Genomic DNA, 20,346 nt, shown 5'->3' on the forward strand with positions numbered 1-20,346 from the left:
ATGTTATTTGTAGTAAGTAGTAGGTTGATTATGTTTAATGTAATACCCCTTTTCGGGGAAGGTTTGGGCTTCGCTTCTCCGCACCTGGGTCTGAATGTGGCCGAGCAGTTTCAGGGCCTTGCCGATTTCTACCGGGCTGATCCTTAGGTTTCCGGAAAGGTTCAAGGTCAGCTGGTGACAAATCTCAGTGGCCGTCATGAATTTGTCATGGTCCTCTTTGGTACCAGGGGAAAAGAACTTCTGCACCAGTTCCACTTCGGGCGAAATGGTTTTGTACTGATTGTTCATCAGTTCATTTTCCTGGATTTCAGCAGCCGTCATCTCGTATTGGAAATCCGACTGAAACAACTGATAGGCTTGAGCCCAAACCCGGTCGATATCGATATCTGTTTTATAGTCCCAGTTGATCGCCCTTACCGTAAAGCAGAGCCAGCGTACACTACCCGTCACATCGGTCAGGAACTCGGCCTTATTGGTGGATCCCCAGATGGATGCCCTTCTAGGTTCCATTTTGGGTTTTTTATCATAAGGGTGCCGGACCTTGACATGCGATTTGCTCATCAAGGTTTTCTGTGCGTTGATCTCGGTTTTGGAAAGGGTGGAAAGTTCGTCCTGGATAATCCCGAAATTCTGGCTCAAAGCGATCAGGCTGTCCTTGTCCACAGAGATATTTTCTGCATGGTATGCCATTAAGTGATTCGGTATCAGAAAACGGGTCAGAGTAGTCTTGCCGCTGTTCTGTTGCTCTTGGACAAAGATCAGGGCCTGCTTATTAAAGAAGTCATCCCGTAAGCAACAAGCCACACAGCGGACCAACCATTTTTTGAACTGCAGCTCGAAGCGCTGCTGACCAAATACCTGGACATAGCCGCTGAATTTTTGGATATAGTCTCCATGGAGGGTTTGATCCCATTTGTTCCGGACCTGTTTAAAATACTCCACAAAAGGGTTGGTTTTGGGAATAAAGTCCGAACAAAGGAAGGTGTTGATTTCACCTACAGACGTGCGGTACCCGGCTTGCCGGCATTCTATGTAAAGGGTATTGGGATTGACTGGGCTGTAGCTGTTCCCTTCTTTCTCTCTGGCAAAGACTTCGTTTAGTACCAGGTTATTCTTAAAGTCGTATTTTGACATCAGGAATTTAATCATCCGGATGGTCGGGCTGGAAGATTTCTCATCTATCTTCCTGATAGGGTTTTCCTCGTCCATTATTCTGTAGGTTTTGGGTTGGTAAATCCACACAGAAATGGTATATTTGACTCATTCAAAGAGGGATACCATTTCCTACATGAAATTATAGCAAGCGGATCGGGCATGATCCGCTTTTATTTTTTCCGGCCATTTTTCTGGTGACCTGCATTGAGTATATCCGACTTTTTGAAATATACCCTGGTGTTGATCACCTGCTCTTTGAGGAAACCTTCCCTGCGCCAGTTATTGATGGTGGTACGGGAGCGGCCCAGCAGCTTCATGGCTTCGGGGATCTGTATCAGTTCGTCTTCCTGTACCGGTGGCTTCAGTTCGGGGATTATTCTGGCGGCCACTTCCTCGGCAATCTCCTGGATGAGTTGCCTTTTGTCGATGGGGGAAAAGATCAAGTCGTTCATATTCGGTTTGTGTTTGATTGATGGCCGAATATGGTCAGAAGTTGGCAGGGGTAGTTAGCTGGGGTAGTACCCCAACTTTTCAGAAACCGTCATAGCTGGCGATTATAGCTGATTTTTAAATGAAAAAATTCTGGGGTAGGTTTGGATCGGGGAATATTTGTTGGGGCTTTTCCTATTTAGGCATGAAAAAACTGGGTTACTTTGTGAAAATTAGAATGCCTGCGCCGTTAGGGCTTTGAGGCTATACTTCCCCACCAATGAAACAAAAAAAATGGCGTACAATACGAAGTTGTTTCGAGGTATTTTAGGGAGTATTGTTTAATTTAATGAGAAGTACCCTGGCTACTTCTCATTAAACCAACGGTGTTAATTACAATAAAATCCATAGGGACTTAGGGACCCAAACTTTGGGCTCGTCGATTTAGGCAATTTTTCTACATATTCCAAAAACTTCTCATACAGTTCCGGAGGAGGCTCCGATTCATGGATATTAACTGATGGGATGTAAGCAATGAAATATCCCCAGCAATCCGTGTTGAAAACATAGGCTTTTACTACTTCATTATTGAGGTCACCTGGTTTGATATATAACTTAGTTTTTACACCTACATATTTCAAATGAATTGGTACCGGGATTGGTGATAAATATAGTATATCATCGCCTCTAATAAATATTTCTCTTTCAACATCTTTTAAATCATGATTCAATTTATAATAATAATCTGCTATTTTACCTCCCTCATTTTGATTTTTTCCTACCAATGTTTGAGTAATCCCATTAGATCTTTCTTCATATCCGTATCTTACAACAAACTCGTTTTGTGCCTTTTCAAATAGATTTTTCGTTTTAAGTTTCCAAAACCCAACGTAAACATACCATAGTATTGGAGCTGTAACCGAGATCACCACCATAGATATTAGGAATTTTTTGACGCTAAATCTCATATCCACTACTACTTATTGTATTCATTTTCTTTTTCAGAATAGGATTGAGACTTCCAAATCCCATCAGATTTAAAGTCATTTCCAGATTCAACAACTCCACTAAAAACCTGTATTCCTGTATTTTTACCATCTACCATAATTTCACTAATTGCTTCTACAGGATTTAAACCATCCGATTCAAGTATTTTTGGAGTACTTACATACCAATCTTTTCCTCTCTCGATGGCATTTGCCTCTGAATTTGAAATCGATATGGATTCAAAAATTATGGATTGATCACCGGTTTTTATACTTCCTCCAATCCCTGCGCCGAACCTTATTCCAAAAAGATTCTCGCCGATTTGTACGCTTGCCCCCAAGCCCCATTTAGCACTCACTGTACTCATTGACACACCAATAGCTTCCATCGCCTTGGAAAAAGTAGGTTTATTAAATGCAAAGCTGAATCCACCGTCCATGCTCACCTCCGCACCGGCAATCAATCTTGGATTATGACTACTTTCTTCCAGGTTTTGATTTCCGGGCCACACGGCCGAATAAGTCTTAAATTGGGTTTTACCAATCATATCCCAGGCAGTACCCTTTGAAATCCCTAAATTTCCACCGAAAAAGTTTCCGACTGCAACATTTAGCCCCTCGGAATAAATACTGGTGGAATTCCAATATTCTAACCCATCTAGGTCAATCCCATCAATTGGCCTATTACTCGCAAACTGATAAGGGGTTAACTCAGGATAGCTTGATGTCAACGGATCCACACTCAAAAACTTCGCTATGGAGGGGTTGTAGATCCTAAAGCCGTAGTCGTAATGGCTCTTAGAACCCCATTCTCCGGATGAATCTTCCTCCTTGCCATTGAACCCATATCGGTACGCTCCTGCACAACATTTTCAGTTGGTTTTCAACTCTCTTTCACAACTTCTAAAGAACGTTTCGCCTATATGGACAACCATAAAGATAGTTTTTTTCTTTCAGTTGAAAAGTTTTTCAGTTGAAAAAAAAAGAAGGTGTGCGCGGGCTGCCTTTTTGTAAAACATTCCTTAAAAGAAAAAACGAAAAAAAAGAAAGCCCCCAATCCGGCGGGTATGGGTAAAAAGCAAGGGAGTGGAGCGGTTTAAGGTGCGCCTGCCTGCCGTAGGCAGGGTGGGTTGCGTGCGGGTAAATAGCGCAACGGACTTGTTTTTTAAAGGCGGGCAGGCTGTGCGTACCTGCCTAACTTTGCTCTTCCTTTTTGTTGTTTTTTCCTGCACGCAACAGCTTTCGGAGACGGTACCCGGCATCGTGGGCGGGGAAAGCCCCCGGTTGATCCCGGGGGTTGGGGGTTAGACCTTTAGGCGGCGGCCTTTTCGTGCATTGGGCTGCGGGCCGCCTGCGGGTGCCGCCGACAGCCTGCCGGAAAAAGCCTGGCGATGGAATGCGACTGGCAGTGATCCCGACAGGCTATGCCACTAAAAGTTTAAGACCATAATGGCCTGTCGGGAGGTCTGTCGGTGGCCCGCGGGCCCGCCATAACCCTGGCTGTGGTCCCGATGTTGGCGGTATGAGCGTAGCGTCCCGAAGGGCATACGGCCATAAATCGGGAGGGAACAGCCGTGAGGAAGAGGAAGGAGCGCAAAAGGCATGACAGGCTCGGAGCGTAGCGAAGACCCGGAGGGTGGTGCAGCTGCCTGGAACATCCTGTTTTTTTAAACTATTCGTGGAAGGCTGCCGCGCCGGGCTGGCGTGGCTTTTTGCCGGATGACGATGACGAACGCCGCTTTACCTGTGAACGTTGTCGCTACTCCAGGCGTCATTTCGGAGCGTCCGGCTATGTCGCTTGAGAGGAGATGTGTAACGGATGGTTTATATCCCGCCTAACAGTTCAATGAATTCCTCTGGCGTAATTTCTACTTGCCGAAGTACCGCCCGTAATAATGAACGGCCGATATCTCTGCCCTTATGATGTGGTATTGTGGTATAACGGCCATCGGGATGACGATAAAAAACATGGCTTCCTTTTTGCCTTTTTATTTCAAACCCCAACAGTAAAAGAACCTTTTCTAAGGTTTTGGCATCTACCAACGGTAGTTTACTCATACAGCTATCGATATCTGTTGGAAGCCTATAAACTCGGACAGGTCGCTTAGTTCTTCAGGGCTCAGCTCTTCCAGGCACAACTCAATAACTTCTTTTAAATTAGTTTGTAACTCGTCTAATGTGGCTGCTTGGGTATAGGCACCCGGCAGGTTAGGAACAAGCCCCACATAGAGGCCTGTCTCCTTATCTTTTTCTATTTGGGCCGTAAACTGATAAGTTTTCATAGTAATCATAAAGGTAAACATTTTATATGGTTATTTAAGTTTCTTTCACCCCAAAGGATGGTGTTTCTGTACCGCCACTTTCAGCTCTTCGAGCTGTGCCTGTTTGTATTTCTCCGTTGCCGAGGGGTATTTATGACCGGCAAACACCTGGACAATCCTCAGGTCGTTCCCTGCTCTCAGAAGATTGGTGATGACACTTTGTCTGATCGTCCGGCAGTTGACCTTCCGGGGTGCATAAAGCCCCTTAAAGCTCCTTGTGACCTGCTTGGTGATATCTTCCGAAGTTACCGGGTGCTGACGGCTTCCGATAAGTAGTGCTTCACTTTCATTGTCCTTTAATAGTTTCGGCCTGACCTGGCTGAGGTACTCATGAAAAAGCATGATCTGTTCAGGTTTCAGCTGTAATTCCCTGCTGTTGGTCTTGGGCGTTCCCCTGATGTAGATGCTTCCCCTGTCCAGGTTCACATCGTTGGTTTTCAGGTTCTCCAGTTCGGCCGGTAACAGTCCCTGGTAAACCAAAAGGCCCATCAGTACCCGGTTCCGGTAAGTGAGTACAGTGTACCGCTCTTTGCGGTCCAGCAGTTTTTCCAGTTCTTCCGCTGTGAATAAATCCTGCAACTGAATGTCCCTTGATTGTTTGTCCCTTAGTTTTATTGACCTGGACGGGTTGTCCTTTCTTTTCCCGCTGGCATGCAGGTAGCTGTAATAGGCTTTGATGCTGCAAAGTATCCGGTTGAGTGTGGCCGGGTTGCCGTAGCGCTTGCGTAAAGCCCCGAGGTAATTGGCAATGTCCTTGTGCATGGCCACGGCCGCCCCGGGCTGGTTCTGCAGGTAGGCCTGTATTTCCCGCCCGTAAGCTGTTGCCGTTTTGGGCGTATACTGCTGCTGTAAGTATTGCTCAAGTGTCATAGTTTCCTGATCTGGTTTTGATGCACCTTAGCATAGATCTGCGTGGCTTCCAGATGGCTGTGCCCCAAAAAGTCACGGACCTGTTCCACCGGCAGGCCGCTTTCCAACAGGTGCGTGGCGATCGAATGCCGCAGGTAGTGTAAACTGATCTCCCGCTTTATCTCTGTCCTGGCCGCTATCTCTTTCAGCCTGCGGTTGTAACTGTCCCCACTCATTCTTGTCCCGGTCCCGTTCAGCATAAAAGCTTCTGTATCTTTTGCCTTTTTTGCTGCGCCCCGTGCTTCCAGGTAATAGTTTTCAAGTTCCCGGCTTACTCTCGCTGTCATGGGTACGGCCCTGCGTTTTGCCCCCTTCCCCTCCCGCACGTAAAGGACCTGCTGCCTGAAATGGATGTCTCTGGTGTTGAGCTTTACGGCTTCCGCCCTTCTCAGGCCGCAGGAATAAAACAGGTGCAAAAGGGCGGTTTCTTCGATCGCCTGGCAGGCTTGGAACAGGGCTTTAATTTCGCCTTGTGTAAACGGCTCCCTGCGGTTGGGCACGGGGCTTTTGAACTTCATGGTGCTGATGGGGTTTTCCCCGATCCGCCCGGTGGTTTCCAGCCAGCCGAAAAAGATCCTCAGGGCGTAGAGGTGGTGGTTGATGTACTGTTCGCTCAATGCCCCTTCCTTTCGTTTGTGCGGCCTTTGACGCAGCCACCTGTAAAAACGGACAATATCGGCAGATCTCATTTCATCTATTGGGATGTGCCCCTGGCTCTCCAGGAAGGCTTTTACGCAGTCCGGTAGCATGCTAACGCTGCTCTTGCCGTAGCCTATCTGCTGTAGGTAATCCCTGAATTCCCTGACCGTCTGGTCATACGTAGGCGTCATATTGCTGTCTTTTTTGATGGGGCTTGCACAACTTTACCGGACACCGGAAGCCAGTCCCCATAAGCGGGGACGGCGGCCATTTATTTTGATCCCTGCCCGTTTTCAGCGTTTTCCCTGCTTCCTGCCGGTACTTCTGGCTTCCGGTCTGGTGTCCGGTCCATGCCGGAAGCTAACCCGTTTTCTTTGTTTTTTATCGTTACCAGTTGCTCTGTCAGGTGGACTTTTATCCTGGCCCTCAGTGCGGTGTAGTCGTCCCAGTGGCTGATCCTGTAGGTAAAGCCACGGTTGGCAAAACCATACTGACGGACGTATTCCAGTGCTATCAGTCGGTTCAGATAAACCTGCAGCTGGCTTTTCTTCAGTCCGCTGGCCTGCATCGCATCAAAACGGTTGAACTCGTAGTCTTTCCCTTTCTTTTCAATGAAGGTTTTCAGGGATTCGTAAAACTGTCTGAGCGGCCCGTCCAGCTCGTCCACTTTCAGCACAATGCTCTCGAACATGATCCCTATGGCCGTGGCCAGGTCTTCGGTGGTGGCGGTCAGTCTTCCTTGTCCGTCCTTCTTTCGCTGATACTGGTTCACCACCGTGATGATCTTGATAAAGCCCTGGAACAGCTCGTTCAGCCTCCGGATCTTGTGGGCTTCCTTCGGCAGGCTGACTTTGCCGGCAAAGGGGTTGACCACCTCATGGGGCTTTAGCATCCGTACCAGCTGCTGTAAAAACCGCTTGGTTTTCTGCTCTTGCCTCCCGTCAATGATGCCGGCCGCTTTCCGGTCCTGGTAGCGGATGATCCGTTCGGTCTGTCCGGGGCTCTCATCCACCGCTATCAGGAACACCCGGCTCATGTTATCCTCGTAAACCTCGCCTTTGGTGGTGCAGCACAGGGAGGCCACCGGGCCCCTGACTATCCGCTGTCCCTCGCTGATCTGACCGCTTTCGTTCTTTACCGACACGGCACTGCGCAGCTCCCCGCCGCTGATCAGCTCCCGGGCCGAGTATTCGGCTTCCTCGGAGAGGCCGTCCATGTCCTCCAGGCAGAGCAGGTGGTTCACAAAATAGGTCTCCGGAAAGTTGTACAATGCCTTGTCGCTGATCCGGGTGAAACGGTCGACGCTCTCTTCCGGCATGCAGTCGCTGACCTGCCGCATCAATCTTGTTTTGCCACTGCCGGAGGAGCCCTGGATCAGGGCGTGAAGGGGTTCCGGGAGCTTGTGGCTGAAGGCAACCAGGAACAAAAATATCCGGTTGTGGTCTTCCCCTACTATGCCGGTCTTGCCGAGCAGTCCGCCCAACCTTTGTATGAGTTTCGGTTGTTTAGCAAAGGCCTCCAGCTCCTGCCGTTCTTTGGCCGTCAGTGGCGTAAGCTGTGGGCTCTCCCCTTTCTCCGTGGCAGCGTTTACTAAAGTTTCACGGTATGCATCCAGTAAATCCGTCAGGCGGTAAATGTCTTCTTCCAAAAGGTCTTTTCTCAGGTTCAGCCGCTCACTTACCTCCTTGCACAGGCGTTCCACCTGTTTGTCTTCATACAGGTCTACTTTATTGCGGCTCTTGCGTTTGGTTTCGGGGTGCTCCACCTGCAGGGTCACTTTCATGCTGTCAGGTGTCCTGCTGATCCCGCCCAGGATGGCGTAATGGGCCCTTGGAGCCTGTCCCGCACCTGATACGGGAGTGTAGCTGAGTTTGTAGGGGTTGCGGGTGTCCAGCCGGGCACCGCTACCGGCGGCTGTTTTTCCTGTCTTTGGGGCCTCCGGTTCCTTTGTGTCCCGGCCTTCGGCAGGCGATCTTTCTTTTTCATCCGGGGCATTTTCAATTGAAAATTTATCTGCCGGCAGGCATGAAAGAAAAGTGCCTGCATTGCCCCAGGGAAGGCGGGCTTCCAGCAGATGGGCTAGCACCCCGGGTTCATGGGACTGCAGCAGGCTGTTCACATCCTCGTTTTCCGGCACGTCCACGCTGCTCAATGCCAGTCCGGGGTTCAGGGACCTGAGGGTTTCGGCATGTCTGCTTACTGCTTTTCTGCCCGGATCGTCCCCGTTGAGAAAAAATATGACCTCGTCCAGGCTTTCCAGGGATTTGATTGCTTCGGTGTGTTCTTCGGTTAGCCCGTTGGTGCCGTACAGGGCCAGGATACCGTATTGTTTGGCTATGGCTTCCTGCTGCAAAAGGCTGGCCGCATCGATGATGCTTTCGGTAAGGATCAGCTTTTGAGTTGCAGCATTGGGGTATCCCGGGTAAAGCCCGGATCTGTCTTTCAGGTAAAAGTGCCGCTGGTCTTTATTGTCGGTGGTACTGCGGAAGTACAGGCCGCTGACCTGATCGGAACCGTTCCGCAGGGCGAAGCATATACAGCCCTTCGCAAAGGGTTTATACCCCTGACCACCGGAACGGGTATTGCTGCCGGAGGGGGAAAGCAGGCCCACTTTCACGCAGGCTTCGATCAACGCATCTTCCTGCTTTGCTCCCGATACGCTGCCGCTATCCGGACTTCCAGCTTTTCTAAACCTTCCAGCGTGGTGGAACTGGCCACTGTTGTAGCCTATTTCCAGCCTTGTGTGGTTAAGGGACCTGCTTTCCAGGTAATCCCGGGCCGGGGGGCTGTTGGGCACGGCGTTCCTGAAGTAGGCGAACATTTTGTCCAGTATCTGCTCACGGCTGACGGTTGGCTTCACTGCTGGGCTTACAGTTTTGTTTGGGTTATTTAATGGATTGTTTTCTCCGCCTGAAAGTTCAATGGCCTTTTCGATTGCTTCCGCTTTGCTGCTGTTCTCTTTGTGCATGATAAAATCGATCACATCCATGCTCTTACCATGGGTCTTGCAGTTGCTGCTGAAGCAGTAGGCCGTGTGGGTTTTGGGATACACCTGCAGGGAAGGCGTCCGGTCTTCGTGGAACGGACAGTGCAGCCTACCGTGTTTGTCGGGTTTCAGGCCGTAGTGGGCCAAAACTTTCGCCAGCGTCAGGCGTGCTTTGATTTCCTGGATTTCCATTCCTTTACCGGTTAAAGGGGTGGGAAGATGTCCCGCGGCGGCACATCCATAAACAGCGGTATTCTTCCCGGGGGGCGGTTTGGAAAAGCCCTTTCGGATTTTGGGGGTCACGGCGGTTTTCTTTCATCTGAAAAAAAATTAAAATTTTTATTTTCTCATATCTGTCCCAAAAGTAATATTAGTGAGAATCCAACGCAAGACATTTGAAAGAAAAAAATAAGTTTTTTGCTTATATTTGTCCTTATAAGATATAAAAAGGCTTTTTTAACTAAAAAGCTTCTCAATTATGACTATATCAGAGAAAATAAGACTCACAAGGCAGCAGAAAAAATTGTCCCAGGGGGAACTCTCAAAAATATCGGGGGTCAACCTCAAAAGCCTTTCAAGGTACGAGCTCGGCACAACCGTACCCCCGGCCGATGTGCTCAAAAGCATCGCCGATGCACTGGAAGTATCCACCGACTACCTGGTGAGTGAAAACGGGCAGGTACAGATAAAGGACAAGGAGCTGTTCAAAAAGTTTGAGCTCATCCAGGAAATGGAGGGAGAGACCAAAAACATGATCATGAACTTCCTAGACCTGGCGATCAGGGATTTTAAGGCAAAACAGGCATATGCTTCTTGAAACCAGTACCCGTAAAGCGATAACTATCCGCTCTTACTTAACCCTATTGTTTAAATTTAAATAACCCCGTTACTTTCAAAATTTTTCTATGATTAACAACAGATTAACCATCGGGCGGGATTCCGACTCGAAAATTCAAACAAAAAAATCATCTTCCCAAACAATTATCAGCTGAAAGAAAGTAAAGCAGAATGTTTCTAAGGAAGAATGTAAAACCTTATTCTTACGCAGGAGATTGTAGTTATTGATCGCTTATCTTTTTATCAAACAGAATCCGGCTTTGAGTTGGGTCTTCTTCTAAATAAAGTACATAATACCTTTCACCTACCTTGGTAGTCTTTGAAGCTGTACAGGAGGAAATTGATTTATAGTTTTCTCCATTTACTTCAAATTTATATTTAACAAAATACCCATATCCACTTCCACACTTTCCTCGCCAAACTTTTTCAACAATTCCAATAGACTCTATGCCATTTACCTTTAATTTCTTATAATTATAGAGCATTTCTCCTCCTTTATATAATCCCATAATAAGGATATAAAGAATTAAAAGCCAAGAAATCCAATATATCGTTTTTTTAATTTTTAACATTAGTTCAAATCAAGGAAATCACTGTTTTTTGGTTTTGGAGTATATTCTTCTTGATCTCGGGCAAAAGGGATTGGCAATTCTGCTGAATCCGAAGGATCAGCAGATTCATTTCCTGAAGGGTTATCTGATAAGTAAATTGTCAATTTTTCTCCAAGGGCCGAAGTAGCACCCAGACCAAGATTAGCTCCAACTACTGAAATTGGATTATTTCGAGGGAAAACAGTCTTCTCAACAAAAGGACTTAAAGCACTTCCTTTTGTTGTAATTGGTTTTAAGAGTTTATCTACAATTTTTCCACCGCCAAATCCGATCCCTGCAAATGTCCCTGCAACCATCGTTTCAACAGGATTCACTTTTGAAAAATCCCCATCCAAAATTATATCCTTTTGAATTGTTTGGTCAAGTAAATTTGACCCTGTGGCAATTCCTACACTTCCGAAAAGTCCTACACCTGACCCTAATGCCACTCCTGTACCAGTGGTTGTTGCTAGGTGTAACCAAGCTTTACCATCGCCCTCTGACAATTTTTGAATAGCATTAAAAAAACCGCCATGTTGTTGGGTTAGGTCATACAATCCCACACCAGCACCGATAAGACCGCCGGCTAACATTGTAGGGCAATTTACACAGTCTCCTTTTGGGTCGATTTTCGCAAGTGGATTGTCATCCATTGAATTATATGGTGATTGCCACGGAAAAAACTCCAATTTAGGATCCACACTCCACCACCTCCCTACCACGGGATCATACTGCCTGAATTCGGTCGTATAGCTCCTACCGGGGCCATTTACCTCATCATCCCCTTCCATCCCATTGAACCCATATCGGTACGTGCTGTCCTGAACCGTACGACCATCCATAGCTAATCCGAACGGATAGTAATCCGTGGTGTTGATAGCTGTCGTCCAGGTGCTGTCCTGGTCCAGGTGGATATTGTCACTTACGACCGCAAGGACGTTTCCAAGGTGGTTTGTAAGTTCGTACTTCTTGCCTCCAAGACTTCTATATCCTGTTTTCGAAGCGTAATTAACCAAACCAAGCCTGGAACTGCCATAAATGGCTTGTTCCTTGAGCGTTCTATTATTGTACACCCCCATCACATTACCAGAAGCATCCCTTACATAAATGGTTGTGTCACTATCGGTGATCTTGGCTATTCGGTTTCCTGATGCATCATATCGGAAATGTACCTCAGAATTGTCATCTTTAAATACTGCTCGTACCTTTCCATATGGGGTCCATGCGATACTATCGATTCCCTCCGCATTGTCACCAATAAGGTTGCCAATCTGGTCGTAGGAGTAGTTTTCAACATCCGAACCGTCTACGTTCTTTAGTTTGTTGCTCTCCTCGTAGTAGCTGTATGTCAATTCATCAAGAATCGCCGTCTGCGAGTCCCTCCTTTGTAAAGTTAATAAATTTCCGTTAGCATCATAGCTGTAATCGGTGTCATATTTATCCGTAGGATCAGTCCTCGTTAACCCGTTCTGGCCATAGGTACTCAGGCTTCTGGCCCTAACTATTCTGTGAAGCTGGTCGTAGCCGTAGACCATGGCCTGCATGCGGTCGGACTCGCCCAGGCTGGGCAGGTCGGTGCTCATCCAGCTTCAATAATCGGTTTTTAAAAGTATTGTTTTTACCCTATTAAAAATTATTCTCTGAATTTAATTCACTTAGGGCCTACCCTGCCACCTGGCTCCTCCCTAAAATGATCCAAAGGGATCATTTCTTAACGGTCGGCCCTCATTGCACAAGCCCTTCGCCGCAGTCGTACCCCGGTCGTCCTGATACCTGGTCCATAGGTTGTCCCGGGTATCGGAGAGCGTGATGCCGCTGCCGATCGGCATATAATCATCCTGGTAATAGCCCAGCGAAAAGGCCATGGCATCTCCGCCGGTACGCAGGCCGTTTTCCCCATCCCCTCCGGGATCGCCTGTGTACGGAGTGTTCACCCCCTTCAGCCAGCCCTGCAGGGTATAGTAGTAATCCAGCCCCTGTACATTGTATTCTCCCAGCTCTACCCGGGCCAGCGGGCCGTGGGGATAATAGAAGTAAGTGGCATCTGTGCTCCAGACGAAGCCATCGGTGCTGCTCATCACGTCCTCTATTCGGTTGTCTGCATCGTAGCGGTAGCGGTGGATCAGTTGGTCCTCATGACCGCCCTGATAGATCACCGCATTTACATTGCCACTTATCAGGTCGTAGATGTAATCGGTACGTTTACTGCCTATCTCCGGCAGGTCCTGAAGTAGGGCCTTAACCCACCCTGCAGCCCGGCCCTTCGCTAAATTGCTCCACCGGAGCAATTCTTAACGCTCTGTCCTCATGCGCATCATAGCTATAATTTATTCTGAGTCAGAATACTTGGTGGGACACTAGTAAGACTTAGGTTCTTGTTTTACATGCCTTACCCGGAGGATTTTGATTTCTTTATCTGTGTGCCGATAAGCTACCCGGTAGGAGTATTTCTCAAAAGCCCTGTAGCTCCCTGGGTTGTCCTTTTTAAACCTGTCCAACGGATATTTCTCTGGGTGATCTGCCAAGTTGCGGGTCAGGAATAGAATGGTGTCTTTCACTTTCTCAGCACTTGCAGGTGAGTTTTCTTTAATTTTTTTGTAAGCTTTTTGAAGTGAAATAAAAGCACTTTTGGTCCAGGATACCGTAGGTCGTTGTTTGGAAAAATTCTCTACAGGATTACCTTCTACCATTTTTTAGCCATTTTCTCTGCTTCATCCTGGCTGTAGAAGGCTCCCCTGTCCATCTCGGCTTCAGCTTCATCCAATTCCCGGTTGTATTGCTCAACGCTGATAGGACCTTCCGAGAACTTAATCAAAGAAGTTTCTAATTCAGTGAGCTCTTCTTCATTCAAGTGCATTACCTTCTCTATAATCGCGTATTTTCTGGCGGCAATTGTTTCCATCCTTATCAATATTTAAGTCTTTTCAAATATAACGATTTTAAAGGAATTTAGATTTTTCTGACTATTTCCGTTAATGGTATTCCACCCCATTTTTCAATCCAACCCTTGGACTTTCCATGGTGTCAATAAGTCTGTCGATTTCACTGGCCTTCGACCCCAATTTTGCCTGATTGAATATTGCTTTGACATTTCTAAGCTGATCGATCCTTTTGGGTGAAAGATTTGCTCCATATCTGATTTCGCTTACCTTTTTAGTGATATCCTTTTTGATGTTATCCGGAGAAGCTGTCAGGATTTCTCCCAACACCCGGTAAACACCTTCCTTCGACAAACTGCAATTTGGATCCAGGCAGAGTTTGTTGATCAGTTCATTTAATGTCCCCGGTCCACCCAACAAAAAATCGATGGCCAGTAATTTCTCCGTTTTATCCAGTTTGTTTTCTGAGGTTTCGATCACGGCATAATCTCGCTTTGCCCGCATATTTTCATAGAAAAGTAGTGCAGCCTCCCTGTCAAGAAAATCCAGGGTTTCAAATTCCCGGAAATTGGCCAATTTCTCCGTAGGATCCACATACTTTAGAAAAATGCTGGTCTCCCGAATGTTCTTAAGGGTATTGCCAATCAGGTTATAAATAATCCCCGCCGTAATCCCTGAAAAAATCAGGGCCATTGGTACTTTTAATGTAACGTCAATCGTCAAAACCGAAATGGCAAGCAAAAGGCTTAGAAAAGTAAGGAGAATGGGATAAATCAAGGACAGGTAGACAAACCACTTTCGGCGCCGTATAAAATGCGAAAAATCCTCAAAGTGCTGTCGGTTGATGGAAAAAATATGCCAGCCATACCGGTAAGCCAGCATCCTTTCTTCTTCGGAACTCCCGTCAAAAAGCAGCAGGTACTCCCGGAGTTTGTACAGCCAGAGGGGCCTTTTTGGATCGAACTTTTTCATGGTTCAAGGGTTGATTTCTTACACTGGAGCTCCCCAGGCTTTCTGCATCTCGTTTCTTTTTCTTTCTTCCGTCACTTTCACATACCGTTGAAAGCTCTTGTAATCGGCATGGCCGGTAATCTTCATTACGGTCTCTGCAGGGATTCCTTTTTCCAGGGATAAGGTGGCAAAGGTTTTCCTTCCGGTGTGTGCACTGATTATTTCGTGTTTTTTGTAGATGGTGGATTGTTTGGTGGCACCTTTGTACCGGATTATTTCTATGGGATCATCGATCCCAGCCAGTTTGCAGAGCTCCTTGACGTATTTGTTGAACTTCTGATTAGAAATCATGGGAATGGGGCTTGCCAGGTTCCTGTATTTTTCCAGAATGGTTTTGGAATATTGGTTCAAAGGGACAATGGCAAGTTCCTTGGTTTTTCGGATGGTCAACCGGATTTCCATTTCTTTGATATGTTCTCGTTTTAGTTGCTGCAGGTCTGAAAACCTGAAACCGGTCACACAGCTAAAACAGAAAATATCCCGCACCTGATCCAAACGCTTGTTGGAGCTCAGGTTAAAATTAAAAAGCAGGTCCAATTCACCTTGGGTCAAGGCGATGACTTCCAGTTTGTCTTTCTTGATAGAAAAATCCTTGTATCCATCATTGACCTTGATGCCCTGCCTCTTGGCATAGCCAAGGAAAGTTTTAAGGGTACTCAGTTGCTTGGCAATGGTAATGTTATTCAAGGTTTTTACCGTGCCGGTAGTCTCATGTACCTCTTCCCAACCAATCAAATGGTTTTGAAAGGCCTGCATAAAGTTGTAGTCGATTTTATCGAACCGGATTTTACTCCTGGTTTTGGCCTCATAATTTTTTAAGTGCTTTTTAAGGGATTTATACACCACCAAACTACCCTTGACCCGGGTGAGTTCGTGTTCCTGAATGTAGCGGTCTACAAAATCATAGACGAGATTGGAGGGGTCTTCTTTTTTGGTTAGTTGAAGTTTTGATTCCTTTATTTTTTCCACCAGCATCTCTACACTGTAGGCTATGCCCCTGGACCTATAACCTTCTTCCAACTTTCGAACTTTATTTTTCAAATCAATCAGGTCATCCTGGTACTGGATTAGGGTATGCTTGTTGGGTAGGTTGTCTCCATATTTTTTTTGGAGTTGGATTTTAAGCTTTGTGGTTAGGTTTAAAATTTGCTGACGCTCCCCGGACCAAAGTTCAGGTATCAAATTAATTCCTGTACCGACTTTTTTCCTTTGGCTCGCCAGGTGGATCAATAAGGTGAGCGGTTGTTCCCCTCTTTTGTTTTCCAAATCCCGTCTTAACTCATATCTCAATGATGCTTCCATCGGCTGATTTTAAATAATGATACCTAAATTTACGAATAAAAAAATTCAGGGGCGAATTCAGGGGCGAAAAAGTTGATTAAATGTGTTCAAAACTTATCTTTAACCAAGATATAATATGTTCATATATATGTATATATGGCACTTATGATATCTTTTGATAAAATAGTATGGATAGGTTCGAATCCCTCCTCCTCTGCACAAAAATAGCCAAGCTGATTGCTTGGCTATTTTCATTTCGAGTCGCCGGGAGCCACCCTGCAGCCTGGTAAATCGCTAAAATACTCCATTCGGGACGAATTTTTAACGCTCGGGCCCATGAATCGACACGATCCCGATCCACCCCAACCTAATCTGGTACTTGCCTGCCAGTAGGCAAGGTTTACGCTTCCGCTCGGGCTAGTCCCGCCTACCCGGCCCAAAACGCTTACCTTGTCCTCCATCGTCTCGGATAAATTCACTGGATATACCGGAAGAAATGGACCCCCAGAATAATGCGTTAGCAGAAAGGTTAAACTGTCTCTAAATGCGTTAAACCCCTACTATTCTGGCAAAAGAGAATTCCACACACTCGTATATCACCATTCCAGCTTAAGGCATAGCAGTGATTCCCGGAAAAATATGCCCTGTAGTCGTTGTATGTAAATGGCATTTGGCGGAATATTGAATTACCCGGTGTGCCTCAAGGAATGCTGCCGGAAACTCACGAGAAGTTGAACGCTAACGACTGGGAAAGATTGACCATCCGTTCAGGTGTTGGCAAGCGATCGGAGTATGGGATTTGCTTTCAACGCGGTTTCTTAACGCAACGAACAAACATCTGAAAAAAGGCACCCATTCCGTATAATCTATGCTTTTTTCCGTCTTAAATCATGCAAAATAAATATTATTGAGTACATTTAAAGAAGGTTGGGCAAAACCAGGAAAAAAGGACTCCACAAACGCCTCCCGCACCCGGGCTTGGTGCTTTTGGCAGGGTTCAATTATAATTCATACGCAAATAGTCTGCGAAATCTAATGGTTTATCCACTCATTGCGGCAAATGATATTTTCAAAAAGTAGAAAATAAAAAACATTATTAAATAGGCGGCATCCGAAAAGCCAATTTTATACCAGAGTAGAAAAATTAAATGTTAATCGAATCGTATTAAAACTAAACATGTAATCCTCTTGCATCATCCACTTAAACGAACACTTTTATGCTTACCACAGAAAATTTCAAGGAAATGCTCGCCCAGGGTAGAACGTTAAAGCATGCTCCGGCAGACGAAGACGCACTCGGCCCTCTTAAACAATTAACGGGCGTTTGGACAAACGTACCCCATCTACCCGGTCATGGTTGGAACATGATCGCGCTTCCGTTCATCAAGGAAGGGTCTTCGCTGAACTACAGGTTGCTGCTTAATCAATACAATGAGAAAAACGCGTTTGGCCTGGTGGATAAGGGCGTTCCAAATAGAGGCGTAGACCTTAATGAACCGGAAAACACGGATCAGTTCGTAGCCACGCTGGATTACGATCAGTCTATCACCCAAATCGCGGCTATGGACTTTCCGGAGAGTGGGGAAGCAGGCCCCCCAGACCTACCCATACATCACGAGCCCGGCTTATTTTTGCACATGACGAACCTGGCTACCACCGGTTTTGACATCGCAAGACTTGGTTCTATCCCCCATGGGAATTCAGTTTTGGCTTTAGGAAAGGCTCGAACGATTGACGGTGCCCCGACCATTCCTCAGGAAAGTGGATTACCGTTAGGTTTCAAAAAGCTTGATAACCCCTACCTGGCTCCGTATAAGCATTTTCATGAAAATCTTTTTAAGGGTGTTTTCGACCCCACCATTCCGAACGACCTGCTTACCAAAGCCAACGAGGGAGTCGCTATTGTAAAAACCACCGAGCTGACGTTTGATTCCACTTTTGAGTCCGGTGGCATTTCCAGTATTCCTTTTATTAAAAAGCAGGCAAACGCCACCAAGATGAATGCTACGTTTTGGATACAGGAATTAGCGGACAAGGATTCGAACGGCGACCCGATTTTGAGGCTTCAATATACCCAGACGGTCATTCTCAACTTCTTTGGTATTGACTGGCCTCATGTCAGCGTCAACACCTTACAAAAGGTAGTATAATCAACCGTATTTTAATAAACCCAAATCTGAAAAAAATGGCACACTTTAAAGTTAAGAATCTAAAACATCCCGAAGGTCATCAGGTACCAAAAAAAGCCTCCGTGGTGATTGTAGGAGCCGGTATGGCAGGTCTGTATACGGCCTGGCGGTTAATCAATGAGAAAGGGTATTCCCCGGAAGAAATCGTAATTCTTGAAAAACTCAATCGTACCGGAGGAAGACTAGACTCGGACCTGATCCAATTTGAGGGGGCCACTGTCAAAGAGGAAGAAGGTGGCATGCGCTTTACGTTTGACAGTATGGATAACCTGATGGCACTGTTTATGACCCTGCCAACTGCTGATGAGAGCGGTGAACCCAATCCGGGAGAGGAGCTTATCGCCAGGCAGATCGTTCCTTTTCCCATGCAAAGTGGCGGAAACAATAGATTATACTTTAGAGGGGTTCCTTTTAAACAAAAGGAAGCGAACAATACCTGGCCACAACTGTACAATCTTACCGAGCAGGAAATTGCCCTGAGCCCCTCAGAGATTATCAATAGCGTTTACAATCAGATATTGGCTGCCAATCCGGATTTTACGGCCAAATACCCAACGGCGGAAGACCGCAAGGGGCCGGCCTATTGGCAAGACTTCCGCATCGGCTGCCAATGGGAGGGGGTGACTATGAAGGACTGGTCGTTATGGAATCTTTTTGCTGACATGGGCTACAGCAATGAAGCCATTAACATGGTGTATCAATCATCGGGATTCAATGGCACATTCCTTTCTCAAATGAACGGCGGAGTTGCCTACCAATTGCTGAAAGAATTTCCAGCCGATCCACAATTTCGTACCTTGAGTGAAGGCTTCAGCACATTGCCTAATGCCCTTGCAGCGCAAGTAGGCAAAAAGTCCATATTCCTGAACACCACCGTTACCAGTCTGAACCAATCCAGCGAGGAGGGCTATCAGCTTGATTACACGATCACCAATAAAAAAGGTGAGGAGGAAAAAAGGGGGCAAATACAGGGTGCAAAGGTGGTTCTAGCGCTACCCAGGCTGGCACTGGAGACGCTATTCATCCGATCCAATACGTTCAATGTACTGGATAAAAGCAAATCGGATGAATTGTGGAACACGCTTCAAACAGCCACTAACCAGCCCCTACTCAAGATCAATTTGTATTACCCAAAAGCCTGGTGGTGTAACGAGACGCTGGTAGAAAAAGGAGCCGTCGAATTCGGACCTAATTTTGCCGATTTACCTGTTGGTTCCATTTATCCATTCTATGCGGTGGATGATGCGTTAGCGGCTGCCCTGGAATATCAGCAATACATGCGCGAGCACAATCAACCGATTCCGGAAGATATTCAGAAAAAGATAGATGAAATCAATCGGCGTAAATCTCAGAAACCGGCAGCGTTGACCATTTACTGCGATTACATGAATATCAATTTCTGGTTGGCCTTGCAAAAAAATGGACCGCTTTTCACTTCGGATATGCAGGAGAAAGAAAACGATAAAGAGAATCAGGTAGTCTTTGCCGCTTCCCAGAAGGTGGTAGAAAAGGCGACTGAGTTTTTCAAGAAAGTGTTCAATGTGACCTACATTCCTCAGCCTGTCTTGACCAGTGCCCGTATTTGGGCCGGAAGTACCGTTATCGATAAAGAAGCCAGCGAAAGATTTGGATACGGTGTGCACCAATGGGCTTTGCACGCAGAAGACGATAAAACGCAGGAACTACTCACGGAACCCTTACCGAATGTATATATCTGCAATGAAGCCTATTCAGATTACCAGGGTTGGGTAGAAGGTTCGCTGCGTTCGGCCAACCTCATGCTGAAAAAATGGGGATTGAATGCGTACAGCGAGGTATTCCAGGAGAAAACCGGGAAGACCCCCGAAGAAGCCGTCAGTAGTTTCTACAAAAAGAACAGCCTTGAGCAAATTAAAACGTATATCGATCCAGATTTTCAGGAGTTCAAAGAAATCGCTCCGTCAAAAGCACGCGAGAATGTTCGGCAAAGCCTCAAAGCAGATGGCGTTTCGCATGGCATTACATTGACGCATTACGACTTACCCTAAGCAGGATGAAACGGTCTCAGCAACCGATCATTTCCTGATTCCCGGATCGCTCGAGGAGGCCGGCCGGGTGTCAGATCAGGGACAAGGGCTGGTTTCTGGGACAGTAT

The 20,346-nt window shown here is 46.5% G+C and carries 19 protein-coding genes and 1 pseudogene; 4 read left to right on the forward strand and 16 right to left on the reverse strand.

Going from position 1 to position 20,346, the window contains the following annotated elements; all coding sequences use genetic code 11:
• Window positions 1-3 precede the first annotated feature (3 nt).
• From GL182_RS13455 to GL182_RS13470, 4 genes and pseudogenes are all read right to left on the reverse strand, one after another.
• Complete coding sequence (locus GL182_RS13455) at window positions 4-1,209, reverse strand: VapE domain-containing protein (RefSeq protein ID WP_163380212.1); 1,206 nt, start codon at window positions 1,207-1,209, stop codon at window positions 4-6.
• A 116-nt stretch (window positions 1,210-1,325) separates the two neighbouring features.
• A complete protein-coding gene (locus GL182_RS13460; RefSeq protein WP_163380213.1) occupies window positions 1,326-1,607 on the reverse strand; it encodes a helix-turn-helix domain-containing protein in 282 nt (93 codons plus the stop codon).
• 366 nt (window positions 1,608-1,973) lie between these two features.
• Window positions 1,974-2,552, reverse strand: coding sequence for a hypothetical protein (locus GL182_RS13465; protein ID WP_205603657.1), 579 nt, complete (start codon window positions 2,550-2,552; stop codon window positions 1,974-1,976).
• Window positions 2,553-2,560: 8 nt separating this feature from the next.
• Window positions 2,561-3,409, reverse strand: a pseudogene (locus tag GL182_RS13470) (RHS repeat domain-containing protein); the annotation flags it as partial.
• 247 nt (window positions 3,410-3,656) lie between these two features.
• On the opposite strand from GL182_RS13470, the gene GL182_RS13475 reads away from it, so the two are divergent.
• Window positions 3,657-3,878 carry a hypothetical protein gene (locus GL182_RS13475; RefSeq protein ID WP_163380215.1) on the forward strand — a complete coding sequence of 74 codons (222 nt, stop codon included), beginning with the start codon at window positions 3,657-3,659 and terminating at the stop codon, window positions 3,876-3,878.
• Window positions 3,879-4,394: 516 nt separating this feature from the next.
• Here GL182_RS13475 and GL182_RS13480 read toward each other — a convergent pair.
• From GL182_RS13480 to GL182_RS13500, 5 genes are all read right to left on the reverse strand, one after another.
• Window positions 4,395-4,628, reverse strand: a complete 234-nt coding sequence (locus GL182_RS13480; protein WP_163380216.1) for a type II toxin-antitoxin system HicA family toxin — start codon at window positions 4,626-4,628, stop codon at window positions 4,395-4,397.
• Entirely contained in the window at window positions 4,625-4,861 is a 237-nt protein-coding gene (locus tag GL182_RS13485; RefSeq protein ID WP_205603658.1) for a type II toxin-antitoxin system HicB family antitoxin, read from the reverse strand. Before GL182_RS13485 ends, GL182_RS13480 begins: the two co-directional genes overlap by 4 nt.
• Before the next feature lie 36 nt (window positions 4,862-4,897).
• The gene (locus GL182_RS13490; protein ID WP_163380217.1) at window positions 4,898-5,761 is read right to left on the reverse strand and encodes a tyrosine-type recombinase/integrase; all 864 of its coding nucleotides are present in this window, start codon (window positions 5,759-5,761) and stop codon (window positions 4,898-4,900) included.
• Window positions 5,758-6,630 (reverse strand): tyrosine-type recombinase/integrase, encoded by an 873-nt coding sequence (locus tag GL182_RS13495; protein WP_163380218.1) that lies wholly within the window; start codon window positions 6,628-6,630, stop codon window positions 5,758-5,760. The genes GL182_RS13490 and GL182_RS13495 overlap by 4 nt, the downstream gene beginning before the upstream one ends.
• Window positions 6,631-6,710: 80 nt before the next feature.
• A complete protein-coding gene (locus tag GL182_RS13500) occupies window positions 6,711-9,617 on the reverse strand; it encodes a CHC2 zinc finger domain-containing protein (protein ID WP_163380219.1) in 2,907 nt (968 codons plus the stop codon).
• 286 nt (window positions 9,618-9,903) lie between these two features.
• Between GL182_RS13500 and GL182_RS13505 the strand changes: the two genes are divergently transcribed.
• The gene (locus GL182_RS13505; protein ID WP_163380220.1) at window positions 9,904-10,242 is read left to right on the forward strand and encodes a helix-turn-helix domain-containing protein; all 339 of its coding nucleotides are present in this window, start codon (window positions 9,904-9,906) and stop codon (window positions 10,240-10,242) included.
• 241 nt (window positions 10,243-10,483) lie between these two features.
• Here GL182_RS13505 and GL182_RS13510 read toward each other — a convergent pair whose 3' ends face one another.
• The 7 genes from GL182_RS13510 to GL182_RS13540 form a co-directional block, all read right to left on the reverse strand.
• Window positions 10,484-10,834, reverse strand: a complete 351-nt coding sequence (locus tag GL182_RS13510; protein WP_163380221.1) for a DUF3592 domain-containing protein — start codon at window positions 10,832-10,834, stop codon at window positions 10,484-10,486.
• Window positions 10,834-12,435 (reverse strand): RHS repeat domain-containing protein, encoded by a 1,602-nt coding sequence (locus tag GL182_RS13515; RefSeq protein ID WP_163380222.1) that lies wholly within the window; start codon window positions 12,433-12,435, stop codon window positions 10,834-10,836. Before GL182_RS13515 ends, GL182_RS13510 begins: the two co-directional genes overlap by 1 nt.
• Before the next feature lie 102 nt (window positions 12,436-12,537).
• A complete protein-coding gene (locus GL182_RS13520) occupies window positions 12,538-13,140 on the reverse strand; it encodes a hypothetical protein (protein WP_163380223.1) in 603 nt (200 codons plus the stop codon).
• Between the two features lie 69 nt (window positions 13,141-13,209).
• Window positions 13,210-13,542: a type II toxin-antitoxin system RelE/ParE family toxin gene (locus tag GL182_RS13525; RefSeq protein WP_163380224.1), complete on the reverse strand. Its 333-nt coding sequence runs from the start codon at window positions 13,540-13,542 to the stop codon at window positions 13,210-13,212.
• Entirely contained in the window at window positions 13,536-13,754 is a 219-nt protein-coding gene (locus GL182_RS13530; RefSeq protein ID WP_163380225.1) for a hypothetical protein, read from the reverse strand. The genes GL182_RS13525 and GL182_RS13530 overlap by 7 nt, the downstream gene beginning before the upstream one ends.
• A 70-nt stretch (window positions 13,755-13,824) precedes the next feature.
• Window positions 13,825-14,703 carry a hypothetical protein gene (locus GL182_RS13535; protein WP_163380226.1) on the reverse strand — a complete coding sequence of 293 codons (879 nt, stop codon included), beginning with the start codon at window positions 14,701-14,703 and terminating at the stop codon, window positions 13,825-13,827.
• Window positions 14,704-14,721: 18 nt separating this feature from the next.
• Window positions 14,722-16,044, reverse strand: coding sequence for a site-specific integrase (locus GL182_RS13540; RefSeq protein WP_163380227.1), 1,323 nt, complete (start codon window positions 16,042-16,044; stop codon window positions 14,722-14,724).
• 1,196 nt (window positions 16,045-17,240) lie between these two features.
• Here GL182_RS13540 and GL182_RS13545 point away from each other — a divergent pair.
• Window positions 17,241-18,173, forward strand: coding sequence for a heme-binding protein (locus GL182_RS13545; RefSeq protein ID WP_163380228.1), 933 nt, complete (start codon window positions 17,241-17,243; stop codon window positions 18,171-18,173).
• A 35-nt stretch (window positions 18,174-18,208) separates the two neighbouring features.
• Complete coding sequence (locus GL182_RS13550; protein ID WP_163380229.1) at window positions 18,209-20,239, forward strand: flavin monoamine oxidase family protein; 2,031 nt, start codon at window positions 18,209-18,211, stop codon at window positions 20,237-20,239.
• The last annotated feature ends 107 nt before the right edge of the window (window positions 20,240-20,346 follow it).

Origin of the sequence: Cyclobacterium sp. SYSU L10401 (assembly GCF_010993705.1) — a bacterium.
Lineage (GTDB): Bacteria > Bacteroidota > Bacteroidia > Cytophagales > Cyclobacteriaceae > Cyclobacterium.